17 protein-coding genes are annotated in these 14,990 nt (G+C 61.4%); 7 read left to right on the top strand and 10 right to left on the bottom strand.

Translation table 11 applies throughout. From position 1 onward, the window contains the following. Positions 1-83: 83 nt before the first annotated feature. Positions 84-596, top strand: coding sequence for a multidrug/biocide efflux PACE transporter (locus tag EJ576_RS15315; protein WP_068932343.1), 513 nt, complete (start codon positions 84-86; stop codon positions 594-596). Here EJ576_RS15315 and EJ576_RS15310 read toward each other — a convergent pair. Beyond that, positions 495-1,253: an SDR family NAD(P)-dependent oxidoreductase gene (locus EJ576_RS15310; protein WP_126570655.1), complete on the bottom strand. Its 759-nt coding sequence runs from the start codon at positions 1,251-1,253 to the stop codon at positions 495-497. The two genes, EJ576_RS15315 and EJ576_RS15310, sit on opposite strands and share 102 nt — an antisense overlap. A 106-nt stretch (positions 1,254-1,359) precedes the next feature. Between EJ576_RS15310 and EJ576_RS15305 the strand changes: the two genes are divergently transcribed. Then, positions 1,360-2,256: a LysR family transcriptional regulator gene (locus tag EJ576_RS15305; protein ID WP_126570654.1), complete on the top strand. Its 897-nt coding sequence runs from the start codon at positions 1,360-1,362 to the stop codon at positions 2,254-2,256. Here the strand turns inward: EJ576_RS15305 and EJ576_RS15300 are convergent. Then, the gene (locus EJ576_RS15300; protein ID WP_122728450.1) at positions 2,253-3,170 is read right to left on the bottom strand and encodes a LysR family transcriptional regulator; all 918 of its coding nucleotides are present in this window, start codon (positions 3,168-3,170) and stop codon (positions 2,253-2,255) included. The genes EJ576_RS15305 and EJ576_RS15300 overlap by 4 nt on opposite strands. Positions 3,171-3,290: 120 nt before the next feature. Between EJ576_RS15300 and EJ576_RS15295 the strand changes: the two genes are divergently transcribed. From EJ576_RS15295 to EJ576_RS15285, 3 genes are read left to right on the top strand one after another with little or no spacing between them, the layout of a single operon-like run. Then, a complete protein-coding gene (locus EJ576_RS15295; RefSeq protein ID WP_122685439.1) occupies positions 3,291-4,049 on the top strand; it encodes a 5-oxoprolinase subunit PxpA in 759 nt (252 codons plus the stop codon). Positions 4,050-4,106: 57 nt separating this feature from the next. After that, a complete protein-coding gene (locus EJ576_RS15290; protein ID WP_126570653.1) occupies positions 4,107-4,985 on the top strand; it encodes an allophanate hydrolase subunit 1 in 879 nt (292 codons plus the stop codon). Continuing rightward, positions 4,982-5,956, top strand: coding sequence for a biotin-dependent carboxyltransferase family protein (locus tag EJ576_RS15285; RefSeq protein ID WP_126570652.1), 975 nt, complete (start codon positions 4,982-4,984; stop codon positions 5,954-5,956). The genes EJ576_RS15290 and EJ576_RS15285 overlap by 4 nt, the downstream gene beginning before the upstream one ends. 140 nt (positions 5,957-6,096) lie before the next feature. Here the strand turns inward: EJ576_RS15285 and EJ576_RS15280 are convergent, their stop codons facing one another. The 4 genes from EJ576_RS15280 to EJ576_RS15265 form a co-directional block, all read right to left on the bottom strand. Beyond that, the gene (locus EJ576_RS15280; RefSeq protein WP_123474625.1) at positions 6,097-7,713 is read right to left on the bottom strand and encodes an inorganic phosphate transporter; all 1,617 of its coding nucleotides are present in this window, start codon (positions 7,711-7,713) and stop codon (positions 6,097-6,099) included. Positions 7,714-7,815: 102 nt separating this feature from the next. Further along, positions 7,816-8,838 carry a transporter gene (locus EJ576_RS15275; protein WP_016978332.1) on the bottom strand — a complete coding sequence of 341 codons (1,023 nt, stop codon included), beginning with the start codon at positions 8,836-8,838 and terminating at the stop codon, positions 7,816-7,818. A gap of 120 nt (positions 8,839-8,958) precedes the next feature. Then, complete coding sequence (locus tag EJ576_RS15270; RefSeq protein ID WP_126570651.1) at positions 8,959-10,131, bottom strand: GAF domain-containing sensor histidine kinase; 1,173 nt, start codon at positions 10,129-10,131, stop codon at positions 8,959-8,961. Between the two features lie 173 nt (positions 10,132-10,304). After that, positions 10,305-10,613 carry a PepSY domain-containing protein gene (locus EJ576_RS15265; RefSeq protein ID WP_126570650.1) on the bottom strand — a complete coding sequence of 103 codons (309 nt, stop codon included), beginning with the start codon at positions 10,611-10,613 and terminating at the stop codon, positions 10,305-10,307. Positions 10,614-10,768: 155 nt separating this feature from the next. On the opposite strand from EJ576_RS15265, the gene EJ576_RS15260 reads away from it, so the two are divergent. Further along, positions 10,769-11,632, top strand: coding sequence for a sterol desaturase family protein (locus tag EJ576_RS15260; RefSeq protein WP_126570649.1), 864 nt, complete (start codon positions 10,769-10,771; stop codon positions 11,630-11,632). Here EJ576_RS15260 and EJ576_RS15255 read toward each other — a convergent pair. Together EJ576_RS15255 and EJ576_RS15250 are read right to left on the bottom strand one after the other, a co-directional pair. After that, positions 11,624-12,277, bottom strand: a complete 654-nt coding sequence (locus EJ576_RS15255; RefSeq protein WP_122728438.1) for a helix-turn-helix domain-containing protein — start codon at positions 12,275-12,277, stop codon at positions 11,624-11,626. The genes EJ576_RS15260 and EJ576_RS15255 overlap by 9 nt on opposite strands. Continuing rightward, on the bottom strand, positions 12,278-13,405 hold the full coding sequence (locus EJ576_RS15250) for a glycerophosphodiester phosphodiesterase family protein (protein ID WP_122728436.1): 1,128 nt from the start codon (positions 13,403-13,405) through the stop codon (positions 12,278-12,280). Positions 13,406-13,637: 232 nt separating this feature from the next. On the opposite strand from EJ576_RS15250, the gene EJ576_RS15245 reads away from it, so the two are divergent. After that, positions 13,638-13,961, top strand: a complete 324-nt coding sequence (locus tag EJ576_RS15245; protein WP_028617644.1) for a DUF2025 family protein — start codon at positions 13,638-13,640, stop codon at positions 13,959-13,961. Here EJ576_RS15245 and EJ576_RS15240 read toward each other — a convergent pair. Then, entirely contained in the window at positions 13,958-14,281 is a 324-nt protein-coding gene (locus EJ576_RS15240) for an antibiotic biosynthesis monooxygenase (protein ID WP_122728432.1), read from the bottom strand. The two genes, EJ576_RS15245 and EJ576_RS15240, sit on opposite strands and share 4 nt — an antisense overlap. Beyond that, positions 14,278-14,979: a CTP synthase gene (locus EJ576_RS15235; RefSeq protein WP_178083549.1), complete on the bottom strand. Its 702-nt coding sequence runs from the start codon at positions 14,977-14,979 to the stop codon at positions 14,278-14,280. Before EJ576_RS15235 ends, EJ576_RS15240 begins: the two co-directional genes overlap by 4 nt. Positions 14,980-14,990 lie beyond the last annotated feature (11 nt).

Raw genomic sequence — 14,990 nt, 5'->3', positions numbered from 1 at the left:
TCGCCTTGATCGATGGTTATTAGTTATGAAGTATCGATTCAAAGGGTAATCATGGCAACCATCGTCACTCACGGAGAAGGGTCATGCACCCCACCAAGTCGATTACTGAACGTGTTTGCCAAGCCCTGGGTTTTGAAGGCCTGGCGTTGTTGATCTGTACACCACTGCTGGTCTGGATCACCGGCCGGCCGGCGCTGGAAATGGGCGCGGTGACCTTGGGTCTGAGCCTGCTGGCGCTGACCTGGAACATCATTTTCAACAGCCTGTTCGACCGCCTCAAGGTGCGCCTGCAACTCTCGGGCGGCGGTTGGACGCGGGTGTTGCATGCACTGATGTTCGAAGGCGGACTGATTATCGTCGCGGTGCCTTTGATCGCGGCGTGGCTGAACATCAGCCTGATGCAGGCGTTTATGCTCGACATCGGTGTACTGCTGTTTTTCCTGCCGTACACCTATGTCTATCACTGGGGCTATGACGTACTGCGCGAGAAGTTTCTACAGAAACATGCCGCCCGACGCCTCGATGCGCTGCCCCGTGATCCAGTTGCTGCCGTCGGCCAGCAGGACGCCGATGGCACCGCCAATATCGTCCGGTAAGCCTGCCCGGCCCAGGGCTGTGTTGTTGGCGACCATCGTATTGAGCGCCGCATTGTCGCGCACGGCGCCGCCGCCGAAGTCGGTTTCGATGGCGCCGGGCGCGAGGATGTTCACGGTGATCCCACGGCCGCCCAACTCCTTGGCCTGATAGCGGGTCAGCACTTCCATCGCACCTTTCATCGACGCATACGCCGCATACCCCGGCAGGCTGAATCGCGCCAGACCGCTGGAAATATTGATGATGCGCCCGCCATCGCTGATCAGCGGCAGCAGTTTTTGCGTGAGGAAAAACGGCGCCTTGAAGTGAATCGCCACCAGTTGGTCGAACTGCGTTTCGGTGGTCTCGGCAAAGCTGGCATGGGCGCCGATGCCGGCGTTGTTGATCAGAAAGTTGAAGTGATCCTGTGCAAATACATCCTTGAGCAAGCGGCCGACTTCACCGACAAAGCCATCGAAGCTGCCACTCTGGCTTACATCCAGTTGCAACATGGCGGCGCGGCCACCCAGTGCTTGAACCTGTTCGACCACCGCTTGGGCTTCAGCCGCCGCGCTGTGGTAAGTGCCGATGATGTCAACGCCCTGTGCCGCCAGGTGCAACGCGGCGTTTTTACCCAGGCCACGGCTGGCGCCGGTGATGAGTGCGATTTTACGGGTCATGGTGCAGTCCTCTCAGGTGATCAGTGGCAGCGAGTGTATTTATTCGCCCCTAACGTGATAAACAGCGCTATACCGGAATCACTGGCCGGATAAGGCGAACAATCCCATGAACAAACTTGAGCTGCTGCGCACCTTCGTGCGCGTCACCGAACTGTCGAGTTTTACCCAGGCCGGCGAGAGCCTGGGCCTGCCGCGCTCTACCGTGTCGGAACATGTGCAGGCGCTGGAAGAATTGCTCGGCGCGCGTTTGCTGCAACGCACCACGCGCAAGGTGCAGGCGACCCAGGATGGCCGTGTGCTGTATGAGCGCAGCAAGGACTTGCTGGCGCACATGGAAGAGTTGGAAGGGTTGTTTCGCCAGGATGAGGCGCAACTGACCGGACGGATTCGCGTGGACATGCCCAACGTGATGGCGCGCAGCATGATTCTGCCGCACCTGCCGCTGTTCATGGAACGCCATCCGCTGATCCAGATGGAAATCAGCAGCTCGGACCGCCAGGTGGACCTGATCGCCGAAGGCTTCGACTGCGTGTTGCGGGTAGGCGCCCAGCCCGATCAAACCGTGGTAGCGCGCCGGGTGTGCAGCATGCCGATGGTCAACTGCGCGAGCCCGGCCTACCTGCAGCGCTACGGTGTGCCGCAGACCCTGGCGGACTTGGCGGATCATCAATTGGTGCATTACGTAAGGCCGTTGGGCGCACGCTCATCCGGCTTCGAATACCTGTCGGGCGGCAAAGTACTGCGGGTGCCGATGTCCGGGCGTGTCACCGTCAACAGCACGGATGCCTATCAAGCGGCGTGCCTGGGCGGCTTCGGCATTACCCAGGTGCCGTTGCTGGGGATACGCACCTTGTTGGCCAATGGAGAACTGGTGTCGGTGCTGCCGGATTACCCGGCGCCGCCGTTGGACGTGTCACTGCTGTACGCCGGCCAGCGTCACTTACCGTTGCGGGTGCGGGTGTTCATGGACTGGTTGGCGGCGACGTTGCAAGCCCACCTTTAACGCCGCGCCGACAATTGTTGCGGTGCCAGGAACGCGTCGTGGAAGTAATCGCGCACCGCCTGCATCGCTGGGGTAAACGCGTGCTCGCGGTGCCAGGCCAGGCCCACACTCATCGGCGTCACTGGATCGGTGACGGTGAGTGTTTCGATACGCTTGCCTTCCAGGGACCAGGGCCTGTGCACCAGGTCCGAAAGGATCGCCACGCCGCTGCCATTGGCGACCATGCTGCGCACCGCCTCCACCGAACTGGTGCGCAGGCGCACCTTGGGCGTCTGCCCGGCTTGTTCCCAATAACGCATGGCGCTGTGTTCGGCCTCGTCGACGGTGAGCAGGATGTAGGGCTCCTGGGCCACATCCGCCAGGCTCACGGCGCCGCGTTCGCACAGGGGATGATGGCTGGGCAGCCATAGGCGGCGCTCCGAATTGAACAGGATTTCCGAGACGATATCCGGGTGAGTGAGGTTGGCAGTGAGTACCACCGCCATGTCGAACTGGCCGTCGAGCAGCCCTTGTTCGATGGCCTGACGTTCCTGCTCAAAGACTTCGATGGTTACGTCCGGATGCCAGTGTTCCATGCGTTGCAAGTGGTGGGGCAGGAAGTAGCCGAGCACCGTGTAACTGGCCGCCAAGCGCAGCACGCCGCGGGCGCGGTAGTCGGGCAGTGGGCTGTTCAGCGCGTCATCGACACTGCGCAGGATCACGTAGGCACGGTTGAGAAAGTGCCGGCCCGCGTCGGTCAGATTCATGCCTTGGGCCGATCGCACGAACAGCTGTACGCCGAGCATCGCCTCCAGCTCCTTGATCGCCGTGGTCACCGCCGATTGCGAGATGTTCAGGTGGATGGCTGCCTGAGAAATCTGGCCGATTTCGGCGGTGGCGACGAAATAACGAATTTGACGCAAGGTGAGGGACATCGGCCTCTCCAAAACATAGGGCTATCTGATTTTCAGAAGATGGGCCATCTGATAATAGATCTTCCCAAGGGGTCAAGCCGCAGCCTACTTTTCTTCCATCACTTTGGCGGAGCGACTCTGATGCAGGCAGTGGATTTCAATTCGGACATGGGCGAAGGCTTTGGCCCCTGGACCATCGGTGATGGCGTCGACGCCGAGCTGATGGCGTACATCAGCTCGGCCAACATTGCTACCGGCTTCCATGCTGGCGACCCCGGCACCATGCGTCGTACGGTCGAGCGCGCCAAGCAACTGGGCGTGGCCATCGGCGCGCATCCGGGTTTTCGGGACCTGGTCGGCTTCGGTCGTCGTCACATCAACGCCCCGGCCCAGGAGTTGGTCGACGACATGCTCTACCAGCTCGGCGCCCTGCGGGAAATCGCCCGCGCCCAAGGCGTGACCCTGCAACACATCAAGCCCCACGGCGCGCTGTACATGCACCTGGCCCGTGATGAAGAAGCGGCGCGGCTGCTGGTGCAGAACCTGCAAATCATCGAACCGACGCTGTTGTTGTACTGCATGCCCAACTCGGTGATCTGGCGCGTGGCCAAGGAGCTGGGGCAGCCGGTGGTGCGGGAGTTTTATGCCGACCGTGAGTACGATCTGACCGGCTCCATCGTGTTTACCCGCAATGTGCGAGCGCTGGATCCTGCAACGGTGGCGGCGCGCGTCTTGCGGGCTTGTCAGACCGGGCTGGTGCGAACCGTGGAAGGCGAAGACCTGTTTATTGAATTCGATTCCATCTGCCTGCACAGCGACACGCCGGGTGCCCTTGAGTTGGTAGAGGCGACCCGCGAAGCGTTGGACCGAGCGGGCATCACCGTCAAAACACCACAATAAAAACGATTCCTCAATTTTTTCGCCTGCCTTTCTACAATGATTCCAAGAGGAACAGACATGGCTGAAACATCTCCCATCCGCTACAGCTTCGGCGGTGATGAACACCTGTTTGCCGAGGTCAGCGACAGCATGTCCCTGGAGGCCTTTTTCAAAGGCATGGCGGTGACCCGTGCCGTGGAGCGCCTGGCGCTGGAAGGCGTGCTGGATGTGTGCCTGGCCAATGCGTCGTTCCAGATCCGCTTTGACCCCGACCGCATCGCCCCACATGTGCTGCTCGATGCGGTGCAGACCGCCGAAGCCCAGGTCGTGGCCGAGCGCACCTTGCACACGCGCATCATCGAAATCCCGGTGCTGTACAACGACCCGTGGACCCACGAAACCCTGATGCGTTTTCGCGACCGCCACCAAGACCCCAGCGGTACGGACCTGGAGTACGCCGCGCGCATCAACGGGCTGGCCGATGTCGAGGCGTTTATAGCCGCCCACAGTGGTGCGCCGTGGTTTGTGTCGATGGTCGGATTCGTGGCGGGCCTGCCATTCATGTTCCAGATGGTCGAGCGTGAGCGGCAATTGCAGGTGCCCAAGTATCTGCGCCCGCGCACTGACACGCCGAAACTCACCCTCGGCCATGGCGGCTGTTTTGGCTGCATCTACTCGGTACGCGGTGCCGGCGGTTACCAGATGTTTGGCGTGACTCCAGCACCGATCTACGACCCGGCGCAGCAACTGGCGTACCTCAAGGAACACATGGTGTTCTTCCGTCCTGGCGATATCGTGCAGTTCAAACCCATGGACCGTGAAGCCTACGACTTGGCGGTGGCCGACGTGGATGCAGGACGTTTCGACCTGCGCATCCGTCCCGTGGAATTTTCCCTCGACGCCTTTCTCGCCGACCCCATCGGTTATCCGAAATCCCTGCAGGAGGCACTGGCATGATCAAGGTCCTCAAACCCGGCCTCGCCACCTCCGTGCAGGACCTTGGCCGCGAAGGTTACTATCACTTGGGCATCCCGCCGTCAGGTGCGCTGGACCAGTACGCGTTGAGTGCGGCCAACCACCTGGTGGGCAACCCGGCCGGTGCGGCGGGCCTGGAATGCACGCTGATCGGCCCCGAACTGGAGTTTCAGCAGGACGCGCTGGTGGCCCTCAGCGGCGCCTTGATGTCGCCGCGCCTGGACGGTGAAGTGGTGCACCAGGACACCGCATTTCAGGTGCGCGCCGGGCAGGTGTTGCGCTTCGAGTTTCCCAAGGCGGGCGCACGGACCTACCTCGCGGTGGCCGGCGGGATTGACGTGCCGTTGGTGCTGGGCAGTCGCTCGACTTACACCCTTGGCGCCCTCGGTGGGTTCCATGGGCGGCGCTTGCAGGAAGGTGATGAACTGCCCATCGGTGACGCCAGTGGGGTGGGCCGGGCGGGCAACAGCCTGCCGATGGCACTGCGCCGATCAGTGGGCGGTGATGTGACTCTGCGTGTAGTGCCGGGGCTGTATTACGAGCGCCTGACGGAGGCGGCCAAGAGCAGTTTTTTTGCCGAACCGTGGACCGTGGGTTCCGAAGCCGACCGCATCGGGTATCGCTTCAAAGGCGGTAGTGCCCTGAGTTTCCAGCCACGGGAGCAGCCGTTTGGCGCGGGGTCGGATCCGTCGAATATCGTCGACAGTTGCTACCCGATTGGCTCGATCCAGGTACCGGCGGGCCTGGAGCCGATTGTGTTGCACCGGGATGCGGTGTCGGGCGGTGGCTACGCGATGATCGGTACGGTGATCAGCGCCGACCTGGACCTGATCGGCCAGATGCAGCCGAACCAGCGGGCGGGGTTTGTGGCGGTGACATTGGAGGAGGCGTTGGAGGCAAGGCGGGTGTACAAGAAGCGCAGCAAGGCCATGGCTGGACTCTTCAGCAACTGAATACGGCAGGACAAAATGTGGGAGGGGGCTTGCCCCCGATAGCGGTGTATCAGCCAGTCTATCTGTAGCTGACCCACTGCTATCGGGGGCAAGCCCCCTCCCACATTTGATTCTCTGTTCAATTTTGCTTTTGTAGCGTGTCAGAAGAGTTGGGTGAACAGCCAGTAGAGGCTACCTGACAGCAGGATGGCCGCTGGCAACGTCAGCACCCACGCCATCGCCAGGTTGCGGATTGTGCGCATCTGCAACCCGCCCCCGTTCGCGACCATGGTCCCCGCCACACCGGACGACAGCACATGCGTCGTCGACACCGGCAACCCATACATATCCGCCGCGCCAATCGTCAGCATCGCCACCATTTCTGCCGAGGCGCCTTGGGCGTAGGTCAGGTGCGTCTTGCCGATCTTCTCGCCCACGGTCACCACGATGCGCTTCCAACCGACCATGGTGCCCAGTCCCAGGGCGATGGCCACGGCGATCTTCACCCACAGCGGAATGAAGCGTGTGGAACTGTCGATCTGTTGCTTGAACAGTTGCAGCTTGCCCTGGGTATCCGCGTCGAAATTGCCGACTTTGCCCTTGTCCATCAGGCGAATGGTTTCGCTGGTCAGGTACATGTCATTGCGTACGTTGCCCACAGCCTCGGCGGGCACTTTGGCCAAGGAACCGTAGCCTTTGACTTCATCACCGATCTGCCCGGCCAGGGCGGCGAGGGCGGGTACCAGTTCCGGAGTAGCTTCCTTGGTGCGCACGTAGGTCGAGAGGATCGGGCGCGGGTCGCCGGCCAGTGCCTGCGGCGCGCTTTTCACCAGCGCCACTTGGGTCACTTCGGCCACCGCCGCAAACTGCAGCGACTGCTCGGCGGGCATGGTGCGGTTCAGTGCGTAGGCCATCGGCAGGGTGCCGACCAGGATCAGCATGATCAGGCCCATGCCTTTCTGCCCGTCGTTGGAGCCGTGGGCAAAAGACACGCCGGTGCACGTGGCGATCAGCAGGCCGCGGATCCACCACGGTGGCGGGGTGTCGCCTTTGGGTGCCTTGTACAGCGCGCGATTCTTGACGAACGCGCGCAGGGCCAGCAACAGCATCGCCGCAAAGGCAAAGCCGATCAGCGGCGACAGCAGCAAGGCGTAACCGATCTTGATTGCCTGGCTCCAGTCCACCCCACTGGTGCCATCACGCCCGTGCATCAAGGCATTCGCTACGCCGACGCCGATGATCGAACCAATCAACGTGTGGGACGACGACGCCGGCAAACCCAGCCACCAGGTGCCGAGGTTCCACAGGATTGCGGCGATCAACAGGGCGAAGATCATCGAGAAACCGGCCGACGAGCCCACCTGCAGAATCAACTCCACCGGCAACAACGCAATGATGCCGAACGCTACCGCGCCGCTGGAAAGCAGTACGCCCAGGAAGTTGAAAAAGCCTGACCACACCACCGCAAAGTGCGGCGGCAAGGAGTTGGTGTAGATCACCGTCGCCACGGCATTGGCGGTGTCGTGGAAACCGTTGACGAACTCGAACCCCAGGGCGATCAACAGCGCCACCCCGAGCAGCAAGAAGGGCGTCCAGGTGGTGAGTTGGGCGCCCATTTCGTGCATGTCATGCATCAGGCTGTAGGCGGTGAACAACAAGCCCATGGCGAGCACGGCGAAGAAGATGATTACCGTCACCAGGCCGGGTTTCTTGTCCAGCCTGGGTTTGGGATCTGCAGGTGAGGCGTGGGTGGAGGCAGTCAGGGAAGGGGTGGCCATGCCGGAGCATCCAGTGTGATGAGGATGTCGTTCATAGTCATTGCAGAATGTTACAGAGATGCTGCCATACATCAGTGTTTAGGTGATTGAGCTGGCCGCTGGTCAGTAATCCTTGCGCTTTCTGAAGGCCCAGCGCCCGGCAATCAACGTGAAGGTCGCGACGAGCGCCACCAGAATCCAGAAGCCTTCCGGGTCTTGGGAGAGCGGCACACCGCCCACGTTCATGCCGAAAAAACCGGCGATGATGTTGATGGGCAACGCCAGCACGGTCACCACGGTAAGGGTGAACAGCGTGCGGTTGCTTTGCTCGTTGAGGTTGGCGGCGATTTCTTCCTGCAACAACTTGATGCGTTCGCCCAGGGCCATCAGGTCGTTAATGATCAACGCAAACTCCTCGGTGGATTTGCGCAGCTCCTTCACGTCTTCCTTTTGCAACCACTGCGGCGGCCGGTTGAGCAGGCGCAGCAGCGAGCCCGGCTCCAGCGCCAGCAGGCGTTGCAGGCGCACCAGCACCCGGCGTGCGGCGCCGAGTTCGGCGCGGTTGGTGGACAGGCGCGAGGACAGCAACTGGTCTTCGATATGGTCGACGCTGATGCTGGTCTTGCGCACGATCTGGGTCAGCACTTCACCCTGGTCGCGTAACAGGTGCACCAGTAAGGCCAGCGGCGAGCGAAAGCTTTCACCGGCTTTTACCGACGAGCGCAGTTTATCCACCGAGTGCAGCGGTTGCAGGCGCGCACTGATCAACAGGCGGCTGCGGGCGCAGACCCACAGCGTGGAAATGTCCGACGAGACCATGCTGCTGAAGTTGAACACCACGTCGTTGACCACCGCCAGCAAGGCCGAGTCGACGTGTTCGATGCGCGTGGAACGCGAGCCTTCGTGCAGGGCTTCGAAGAACTCTTCCGGCAGATCCAGGTGGGCCTGCATCCAGCGCTCGCACGCGGCGTGGGCTAGGTTCAGGTGCAGCCACAAGAATTCTTCCGGGTCACCCGGTTGGCGCAACGCCTGGAGCGCCGCCGCCGAATCTATCTGCTCACCCTTTTCCCCTGGGCGAAAACGGAAACCGTAAAGCAAGCCAAACAGGTCGGAGTCCTGGTGGCTGTGGTCAATGCTGTGGTTCATGAGGGCTCGCAGAAAAAGCGCCTGTAGGAGATTTCACAGGTTCGCATGCGCGAATCATTGCAAGGGGATTTGACAGTTTTGTGACGGTTTGTTGAGTTGACAGCGCGCCTGGGCGCTTGGTCAGGCGGTTGGCAGGCGGAATGTGAACTCAGTGCCGTGCTCGGCGGTGGTGGAGATACTCAACTCGCCGCCGTGGGCGTCGGCAATCTGCTTGACGATATACAACCCTAGCCCCAGACCGGCCTGGGGTGTGTCCTTGGCGGGGCGTGAGTAGGGCTCGAACAGGCGGGGCAAGGCCAATGCGTCGATTTGCCCGGGGTTCTTGACCGTCAGGTTGAAATGGCCTTGCTCGATCTTTGCCGTGACTTCCACCGGCCCATCGTGACGGCCATGGTGGATGGCATTTGCGACCAGGTTGGAGAGCAACTGCGCCAGGCGGTCACGGTCGCCGCTCACGCCCTGCAGGTCGCCGATGTCTGCGTGGATCTGCCGTTGCGGGTGCACGCTCTGCACTTCAGATACCACATGCAGCAAGGCTTCCTGCAAATCCAGGCAATCGCTGATGTTCAGCCGGATGCCGCCGCCCAGGCGGCCACGGGCAAAGTCCAGCAAGTCTTCGACCAACTGCGCGGCGCGGCGACCGCTGGCGAGGATATGGCGTACGAGGGTGTCGGTGGCCGGGTCAGGGAATTTGCGCAGCAGCCGCTCGGCACCGAAATTGATCGCAAACAGCGGGTTGCGCAGGTCGTGGCCGAGCACGGCAATGAATTGCTCGCGCAGCTCGGCGGTGCCGCGCTCTTCCTGCAATTGCGCTTGGGTGTGAAGCGCGGCTTCTTCGGCTTCGATCTGCAGGGACAGCACCCTGGCGAATGACTCCATGGTCGACTGGATGCTGCTGCTGCGCAGGTGGGCCGGGTTGGGGTCGAGGGCGCAGATTGTGCCGAAGAACCTGCCGTCGGTGCGGAACACCGGCACCGAAATGTAGCTTTCGAATTGGTAGAGGCGCGGGGTGTGGTGGTCGTGGTAGAGCGGGTCCTCGCTGGCCTTGTCGATTACCACGGACACATGGGAGCCGCGGATTTCTTGGCAGAGGGTGGTGGTCAGGTCCAGTTCTGCGCCTACACCGAGGCCAAAGTCCAGATGATCGAGTACTGCGCAGGCGGTCCAGGTGTCGTCGGTCACCCGCGCTACGGCGGCAAAGCGCAGGCCGGTCATGTCGCTGATGACCTTGAGCATCGCGGGGACGGCACTTATGCGGCCAATGGTGGCGATGTCGGCGGCTTTTTGCTCCATGCAGCACTCTCGATCCGGAAGGTGGTGAGCGTTATGCCCCGGCCAATGAGTGGGATTTTAGCGACCTTGTGCGTTGTAGGGTAATTTCATTCGTTAAGTGGGGATTTTTCGTATGCGTGGGCATGAAAAAGCCGCGCTACCCGAAGGCGCGCGGCTATGAGTGAAGCGGTGACTCAACTGTCGATCTTGTCTTCCAGCACAGCACCGGTCTTGGCATCGAGCTTCACTTCAAACTTCTTGCCGGCGGTGTCGGTCAGGTCGACTTCGTAGACCAGTACGCCGCTGTTGTTATGGTCTAACTCGGTGTCAGTGATGGTGGCACCCGCGTGTTTGGCCACGGCGGCAGCGTTGAGTTTGTCGAAAGGCATCACTGCGCCGGACTTGACCAGACCTTCAATGTGGTCTGGGCGAACATCGGCCTGGGCCAGGCCAGCGGTCAGGGTCAGGGCGGTAGCGGCGAACAAAGCGGTCAAGGTTTTCATGGTGTGTATCCTTCTCAGGTGAGCTGTTTAAGTGGGGCCAGATTAACCAGCGCAACTTAATTCACCCTTAATTATTTCAAGCGGTTGCGCAGTTTGTTCAATCCGTCACGCGCGGGGAATTTCATGCTGGAGGCTCACTTCAAAGGAGACTCGGCATGAAACGGTTAGTGAGTTGGATCTACGCCCCTGCATTCCTGCTGGGGTTTCTCGGTTACGGGCTTTGGCAGCCGGACAGCTTGATTCTGCTGTTCGTGATTGCGGTGGTGGTGTCATTCCTGGCAGAACAATGGTTGCCCTATGAACCGCAGTGGAATCGCAGCCTGGGCGATCGTCGGCGCGATACGTTGCACGCCCTGGTCAACGAAAGCCTGAACGCTGTGGGCTTGTTGATCCTGCCAGGGCTCACGGCGTTATTGGCGTTTGAGGGCATTTGGCCGCGTGGCTGGCCGTTGTGGGAGCAACTGCTGATGGCCATTGTGCTGGCCGATGCCGGCATCACCTTGATGCATTACGCCAGCCATCGCGTCCGGCCGCTGTGGCGACTGCATGCGGTGCATCACAGCGTGCAGCGGCTCTATGGTTTCAACGGGTTGATGAAGCATCCCTTGCACCAGTTGCTGGAAGCCACGGCCGGTTTGCTACCGTTGATCCTGCTGGGCATTCCCCTGGACGTGGCCCAGTTGCTGGCATTGGCCATTGCCCTGCAATTGCTGCTGCAGCATTCCAATGTGGAGATGCGCCTGGGGCCGTTGCGCTGGGTGTTCGCCTGGGCGCCAGTGCATCGGTTTCACCATATGAAATATGGCCGCGCCGGGGATGTGAATTTCGGTTTGTTCTTCAACCTGTGGGATTGGCTGCTGGGCACGGCGTATTACCGCGAACGCTATCGCATGGGGCCGGGGGATCTGGGGATTGGCAGTCGTCCGGACTTTCCGGTGGACTATGGGGCGCAGTTGCGTGATCCCTTCAAGGCGGTTGGCTTGAGCAAGGAGCCGTCACTGCCGGACGATTTACGTTAACAGTTGAACATCCAGCTGGCGCAATGAGGCGGCTGCCGTGACGCCAAACAGCTGCTTCATGGTCCGCGAAAAATGCGCCGAATCGGCAAAGCCCGCACCGTGAGCCGCATCGGTCAGCGTGCCGCCTGCGAGCGCCAGTTGCAGGGCGACGCGCAATCGTCGCCACAGCACCAAACGACGCACAGGTAAACCCAGTTGATGGGCGAACAGTCGCTCCAGTTGGCTCAATGAAAGGTGCGCGGCCTTGGCCAGGGCCTGGGCTGATACTTTGCCGTTGAGTTGTTGATCCAGTGCGGCGAGGGCGCGCTCCAGACGTGGATCATCCAGGCTGCGCCGAGGGAGTCGGCGCAATGCCTCCAGGGACAGGTCCTGGTGCAGCAAAGGGGCGACATCAAACACGGCCGGTTCGGCGTACAGCACCGAGACCTCACCTTGAGTCTCAAGAATGGCGTGAGTCTGTCGCGACGGGATAAACAGGCGATGGGCCGTGGTGACCTGGCCATCGAGGCTGACCGTGATCGGTGAACCTTTGGAGACCATCAACTGATGGGCGTAGTGCGCATGGGGCGCGGTGCGCCCCAGCTCGCCGAGGATCAGGCCGTAGTCACGGCCCAACCATAGGCGGCCTGACCATTCGGCCTTCACTCAGTACTTATGGTCGTGCAGCAGGTCCTGCACGCTGGAGGACGGCCAGCGCTTGTAGAACTTCAGCAGTTCGGCGGCGCGGTTGGTGAAGATGCCATCCACGCCGGCCTTCATCACTTTGTCGAAGTCCACCGGCTCGTCCACGGTGTAGACATGCACCAGCAGACCCTTGTCGTGGGTCAGCTTGTTCATTTCCGGTTTGACCAGGTCCGAATAGCTCTGGTCGCCATGGTCTGTCAGCTCAGCCGAGGGACCGGTGCCGATGGCGCCGAGGCTCTTGGCTTCGTCGACCCACTTTTCGAACTCGGCCGCGTCTTTCGGCTCTTGCTTGGCGTAGTAGGCGGCCTTGGTGGTTTCGCCGGACTCAGCAAATGTCTGCTTGTTCTTCGGCTCGATGCTGCCTTCACCCACCCACAGCAACAGGATCTTCGGGGTGTTGGGCATTTCTTTCTGCAGCTCTTTCAGGCTCGCCACTTCGAAGGTTTGCAGCACCACGCGACCCTTGCCCTGGCCGACGCCGGTGTTGCTCTTGCCCAGCTTGGAGCCGGCGGAGCTCAGCCAGCCTTTGTCGAGCAGCTTGTTCTTGAGGTCAGCTTCGATGCCCGGGAATTGCTTGGGCTCCTTGGTTTCGATGTAAAGGCCGGGTTTGTGCTGTGGGTTGCCTTCGGCAATCTTGATGATGTCGTCCAGGCTCTGGATTTTCAGGCCGACGAAACCTGGACGTGCGCGGTCCGGGTAGGCGGCGTTGAACCAGCTGCCGGCGTCGAGGGTTTGCAGTTCTTTCCAGGTGAACTCGTTGGCCGGGGCGTCCTTGCGATCAGGGAACTTGGTGGCCACGTCGGTGGTGCGCTGCAGGTTGTTGTCGTGCAGGGCGAACAGCACGCCGTCCTTGCTGCGCTGCAGGTCCATTTCCAGGTAGTCGGCACCCAGGTCGCGGGCGATCTTGTAGGCGGCAGCGGTGGACTCCGGTGCATCGTAGGACGCGCCACGGTGGGCGATCACGGCCGGGTACGGAATGCCTTCATTGGTTGCCAATTCAGCCGGACTGATCGGATCGGCAGCCTGCGCTTGGCCAAGGCCGAGCATCAGAGCGAGCAGCAGGGCGCTCTTGGTAAACGTGACAGGCATATGCGAAGTCCTTTCGTGGAGGTAGCTTTGAGAAGGCCTCCTTTTTAACAATTGATTGCGAAAGGCGCTATCACCAAACCGACATTAACGTGCGCAGGCTTCAATTTTCTCGGATTTTTTCCCTGGCATTGCAGTATTCTTGCCCGAAGCTGCCCCATTAGAGGGCGGTACTTTCCGCCACGCGTGTAAACCATCTTTCCAGTCCCTGTGGGACTTTTCAGTGAGGTTTACCATGCGCATCACCTCCGAGCTTATCTGCCAGGCCGCCGACCAACTCCACGGGTTTGTTGGCCTCAACCGCAAGACAGGCCAGTACATCGTGCGTTTCAGCGAAGACTCCTTCGGCATGGACGTGGCCGATGACGGCATCATTCCCACCGCCGAATTCGTCTGGCTGCCCGCCCCGGAGCAGACCATGACCCTGTCCCGCGAGCGCATCCAGTTGCTGCTGGACCAGAACATCGACGAGCGCATCAACATCACCGAGCCGTTGCGGGTGTATATGCGCCGGGTGGAGATTGCGCAGATCAGCGCGTTGCGCAGTCTGGTGAGCTAGCTCGCTTCAAAACTGTAGGCCCGTTCGACTTTGCATACCCGGGTCTGGAAGGCCGAGTACCAAGTGGCGCGCCCCTGTTCGCGCACCGCCCGGTGCTCGGCCTGCTGCTTCCAGGCCAGGATGGCCGCTTCACTCTCCCAGTACGACACGGTGATGCCCAGACCGTCTTCCCGTGCGGACTCCACGCCGATGAACCCCGGTTGTTCACGCGCCAGTTCCAGCATGCGGCTGGCCGCCTGGCCGTAGCCTTGATCGCCTTCGGTGCGCAACGAGCTGAAGATCACCGCATAGTAGGGCGGCGAAGGTGTGCGGGCGATCATGCGGACACCGCCTGGCAAGCTTTGAGCAGGGCCATCGCCAAGGGCGGGGCAGTACCTTGCAGCGCGGCGCGTTCGGGTTGGAAGAGGGTGGCGACGAAGAACGGGTGGTCGAGCAGTTCCACCGCGCGCAGGTCGCCGGCCGAGTCATGGCCGCTGGGGATCAGGTCGCCTTCGAGCAAGGCATCGAGGAACTCGGGGTTCACGCCATAACGGCAGCGATAACCTTCCTGCACATCCAGGGTGCCATAGGCCTCGGCGATCCGGGTGTAGGGCGCCAGGCGCACGCTGTCGGTTGCCTCCACCAGGGCACAGCTCAGTGGTGCGATCACGGCGCGCTTGGCCTGCGGCGCGAGTTCGCCATGCTCGGCATCCTTCCAGCCCAGGACATTGCGCGCGTATTCCAGCACGGCATGCTGAAAACCGCCGCACGTGCCGAGGAACGGTCGGCGTTGCTCGCGGGCAAACCGGATCGCCCGCATTGCGCCGTCAGTGTCGCGGTAAGGGCTGGCGGGGACGCACCAGAAACCGTCGAAGTCATGCAGTGATTGGGGCAGGTTATCGGTGTCGAGCCACTGCACGTGAACCCCCAGGCCGAGGGTCTCGGCCGCCTGTTGCAGCGCCACGGGGATGGCCTGGTGGGCGATGACATCGGGGTTGTAATCGCCGATCAGGGCGAGGTGCAGAGGCGTGGTTTTCATCGTGTACATCC

The sequence above is a fragment of the Pseudomonas sp. C 49-2 genome, from assembly GCF_003970195.1.
In the GTDB taxonomy this organism is placed as follows: domain Bacteria; phylum Pseudomonadota; class Gammaproteobacteria; order Pseudomonadales; family Pseudomonadaceae; genus Aquipseudomonas; species Aquipseudomonas canadensis.
The sequence above is the reverse complement of the archived record's forward strand: the minus strand, read 5'-3'. Positions and strand labels throughout refer to the sequence as shown.

Coding starts and splice junctions, on each gene's coding strand:
- EJ576_RS15270 (WP_126570651.1), bottom strand. CDS start 10,131: ATGGAGCAAAAAGCCGCCGACATCGCCACCATTGGCCGCATAAGTGCC.
- EJ576_RS15305 (WP_126570654.1), top strand. CDS start 1,360: ATGAACAAACTTGAGCTGCTGCGCACCTTCGTGCGCGTCACCGAACTG.
- EJ576_RS15265 (WP_126570650.1), bottom strand. CDS start 10,613: ATGAAAACCTTGACCGCTTTGTTCGCCGCTACCGCCCTGACCCTGACC.
- EJ576_RS15300 (WP_122728450.1), bottom strand. CDS start 3,170: ATGTCCCTCACCTTGCGTCAAATTCGTTATTTCGTCGCCACCGCCGAA.
- EJ576_RS15235 (WP_178083549.1), bottom strand. CDS start 14,979: ATGAAAACCACGCCTCTGCACCTCGCCCTGATCGGCGATTACAACCCC.
- EJ576_RS15245 (WP_028617644.1), top strand. CDS start 13,638: ATGCGCATCACCTCCGAGCTTATCTGCCAGGCCGCCGACCAACTCCAC.
- EJ576_RS15295 (WP_122685439.1), top strand. CDS start 3,291: ATGCAGGCAGTGGATTTCAATTCGGACATGGGCGAAGGCTTTGGCCCC.
- EJ576_RS15260 (WP_126570649.1), top strand. CDS start 10,769: ATGAAACGGTTAGTGAGTTGGATCTACGCCCCTGCATTCCTGCTGGGG.
- EJ576_RS15275 (WP_016978332.1), bottom strand. CDS start 8,838: ATGAACCACAGCATTGACCACAGCCACCAGGACTCCGACCTGTTTGGC.
- EJ576_RS15240 (WP_122728432.1), bottom strand. CDS start 14,281: ATGATCGCCCGCACACCTTCGCCGCCCTACTATGCGGTGATCTTCAGC.
- EJ576_RS15290 (WP_126570653.1), top strand. CDS start 4,107: ATGGCTGAAACATCTCCCATCCGCTACAGCTTCGGCGGTGATGAACAC.
- EJ576_RS15315 (WP_068932343.1), top strand. CDS start 84: ATGCACCCCACCAAGTCGATTACTGAACGTGTTTGCCAAGCCCTGGGT.
- EJ576_RS15280 (WP_123474625.1), bottom strand. CDS start 7,713: ATGGCCACCCCTTCCCTGACTGCCTCCACCCACGCCTCACCTGCAGAT.
- EJ576_RS15250 (WP_122728436.1), bottom strand. CDS start 13,405: ATGCCTGTCACGTTTACCAAGAGCGCCCTGCTGCTCGCTCTGATGCTC.
- EJ576_RS15285 (WP_126570652.1), top strand. CDS start 4,982: ATGATCAAGGTCCTCAAACCCGGCCTCGCCACCTCCGTGCAGGACCTT.
- EJ576_RS15310 (WP_126570655.1), bottom strand. CDS start 1,253: ATGACCCGTAAAATCGCACTCATCACCGGCGCCAGCCGTGGCCTGGGT.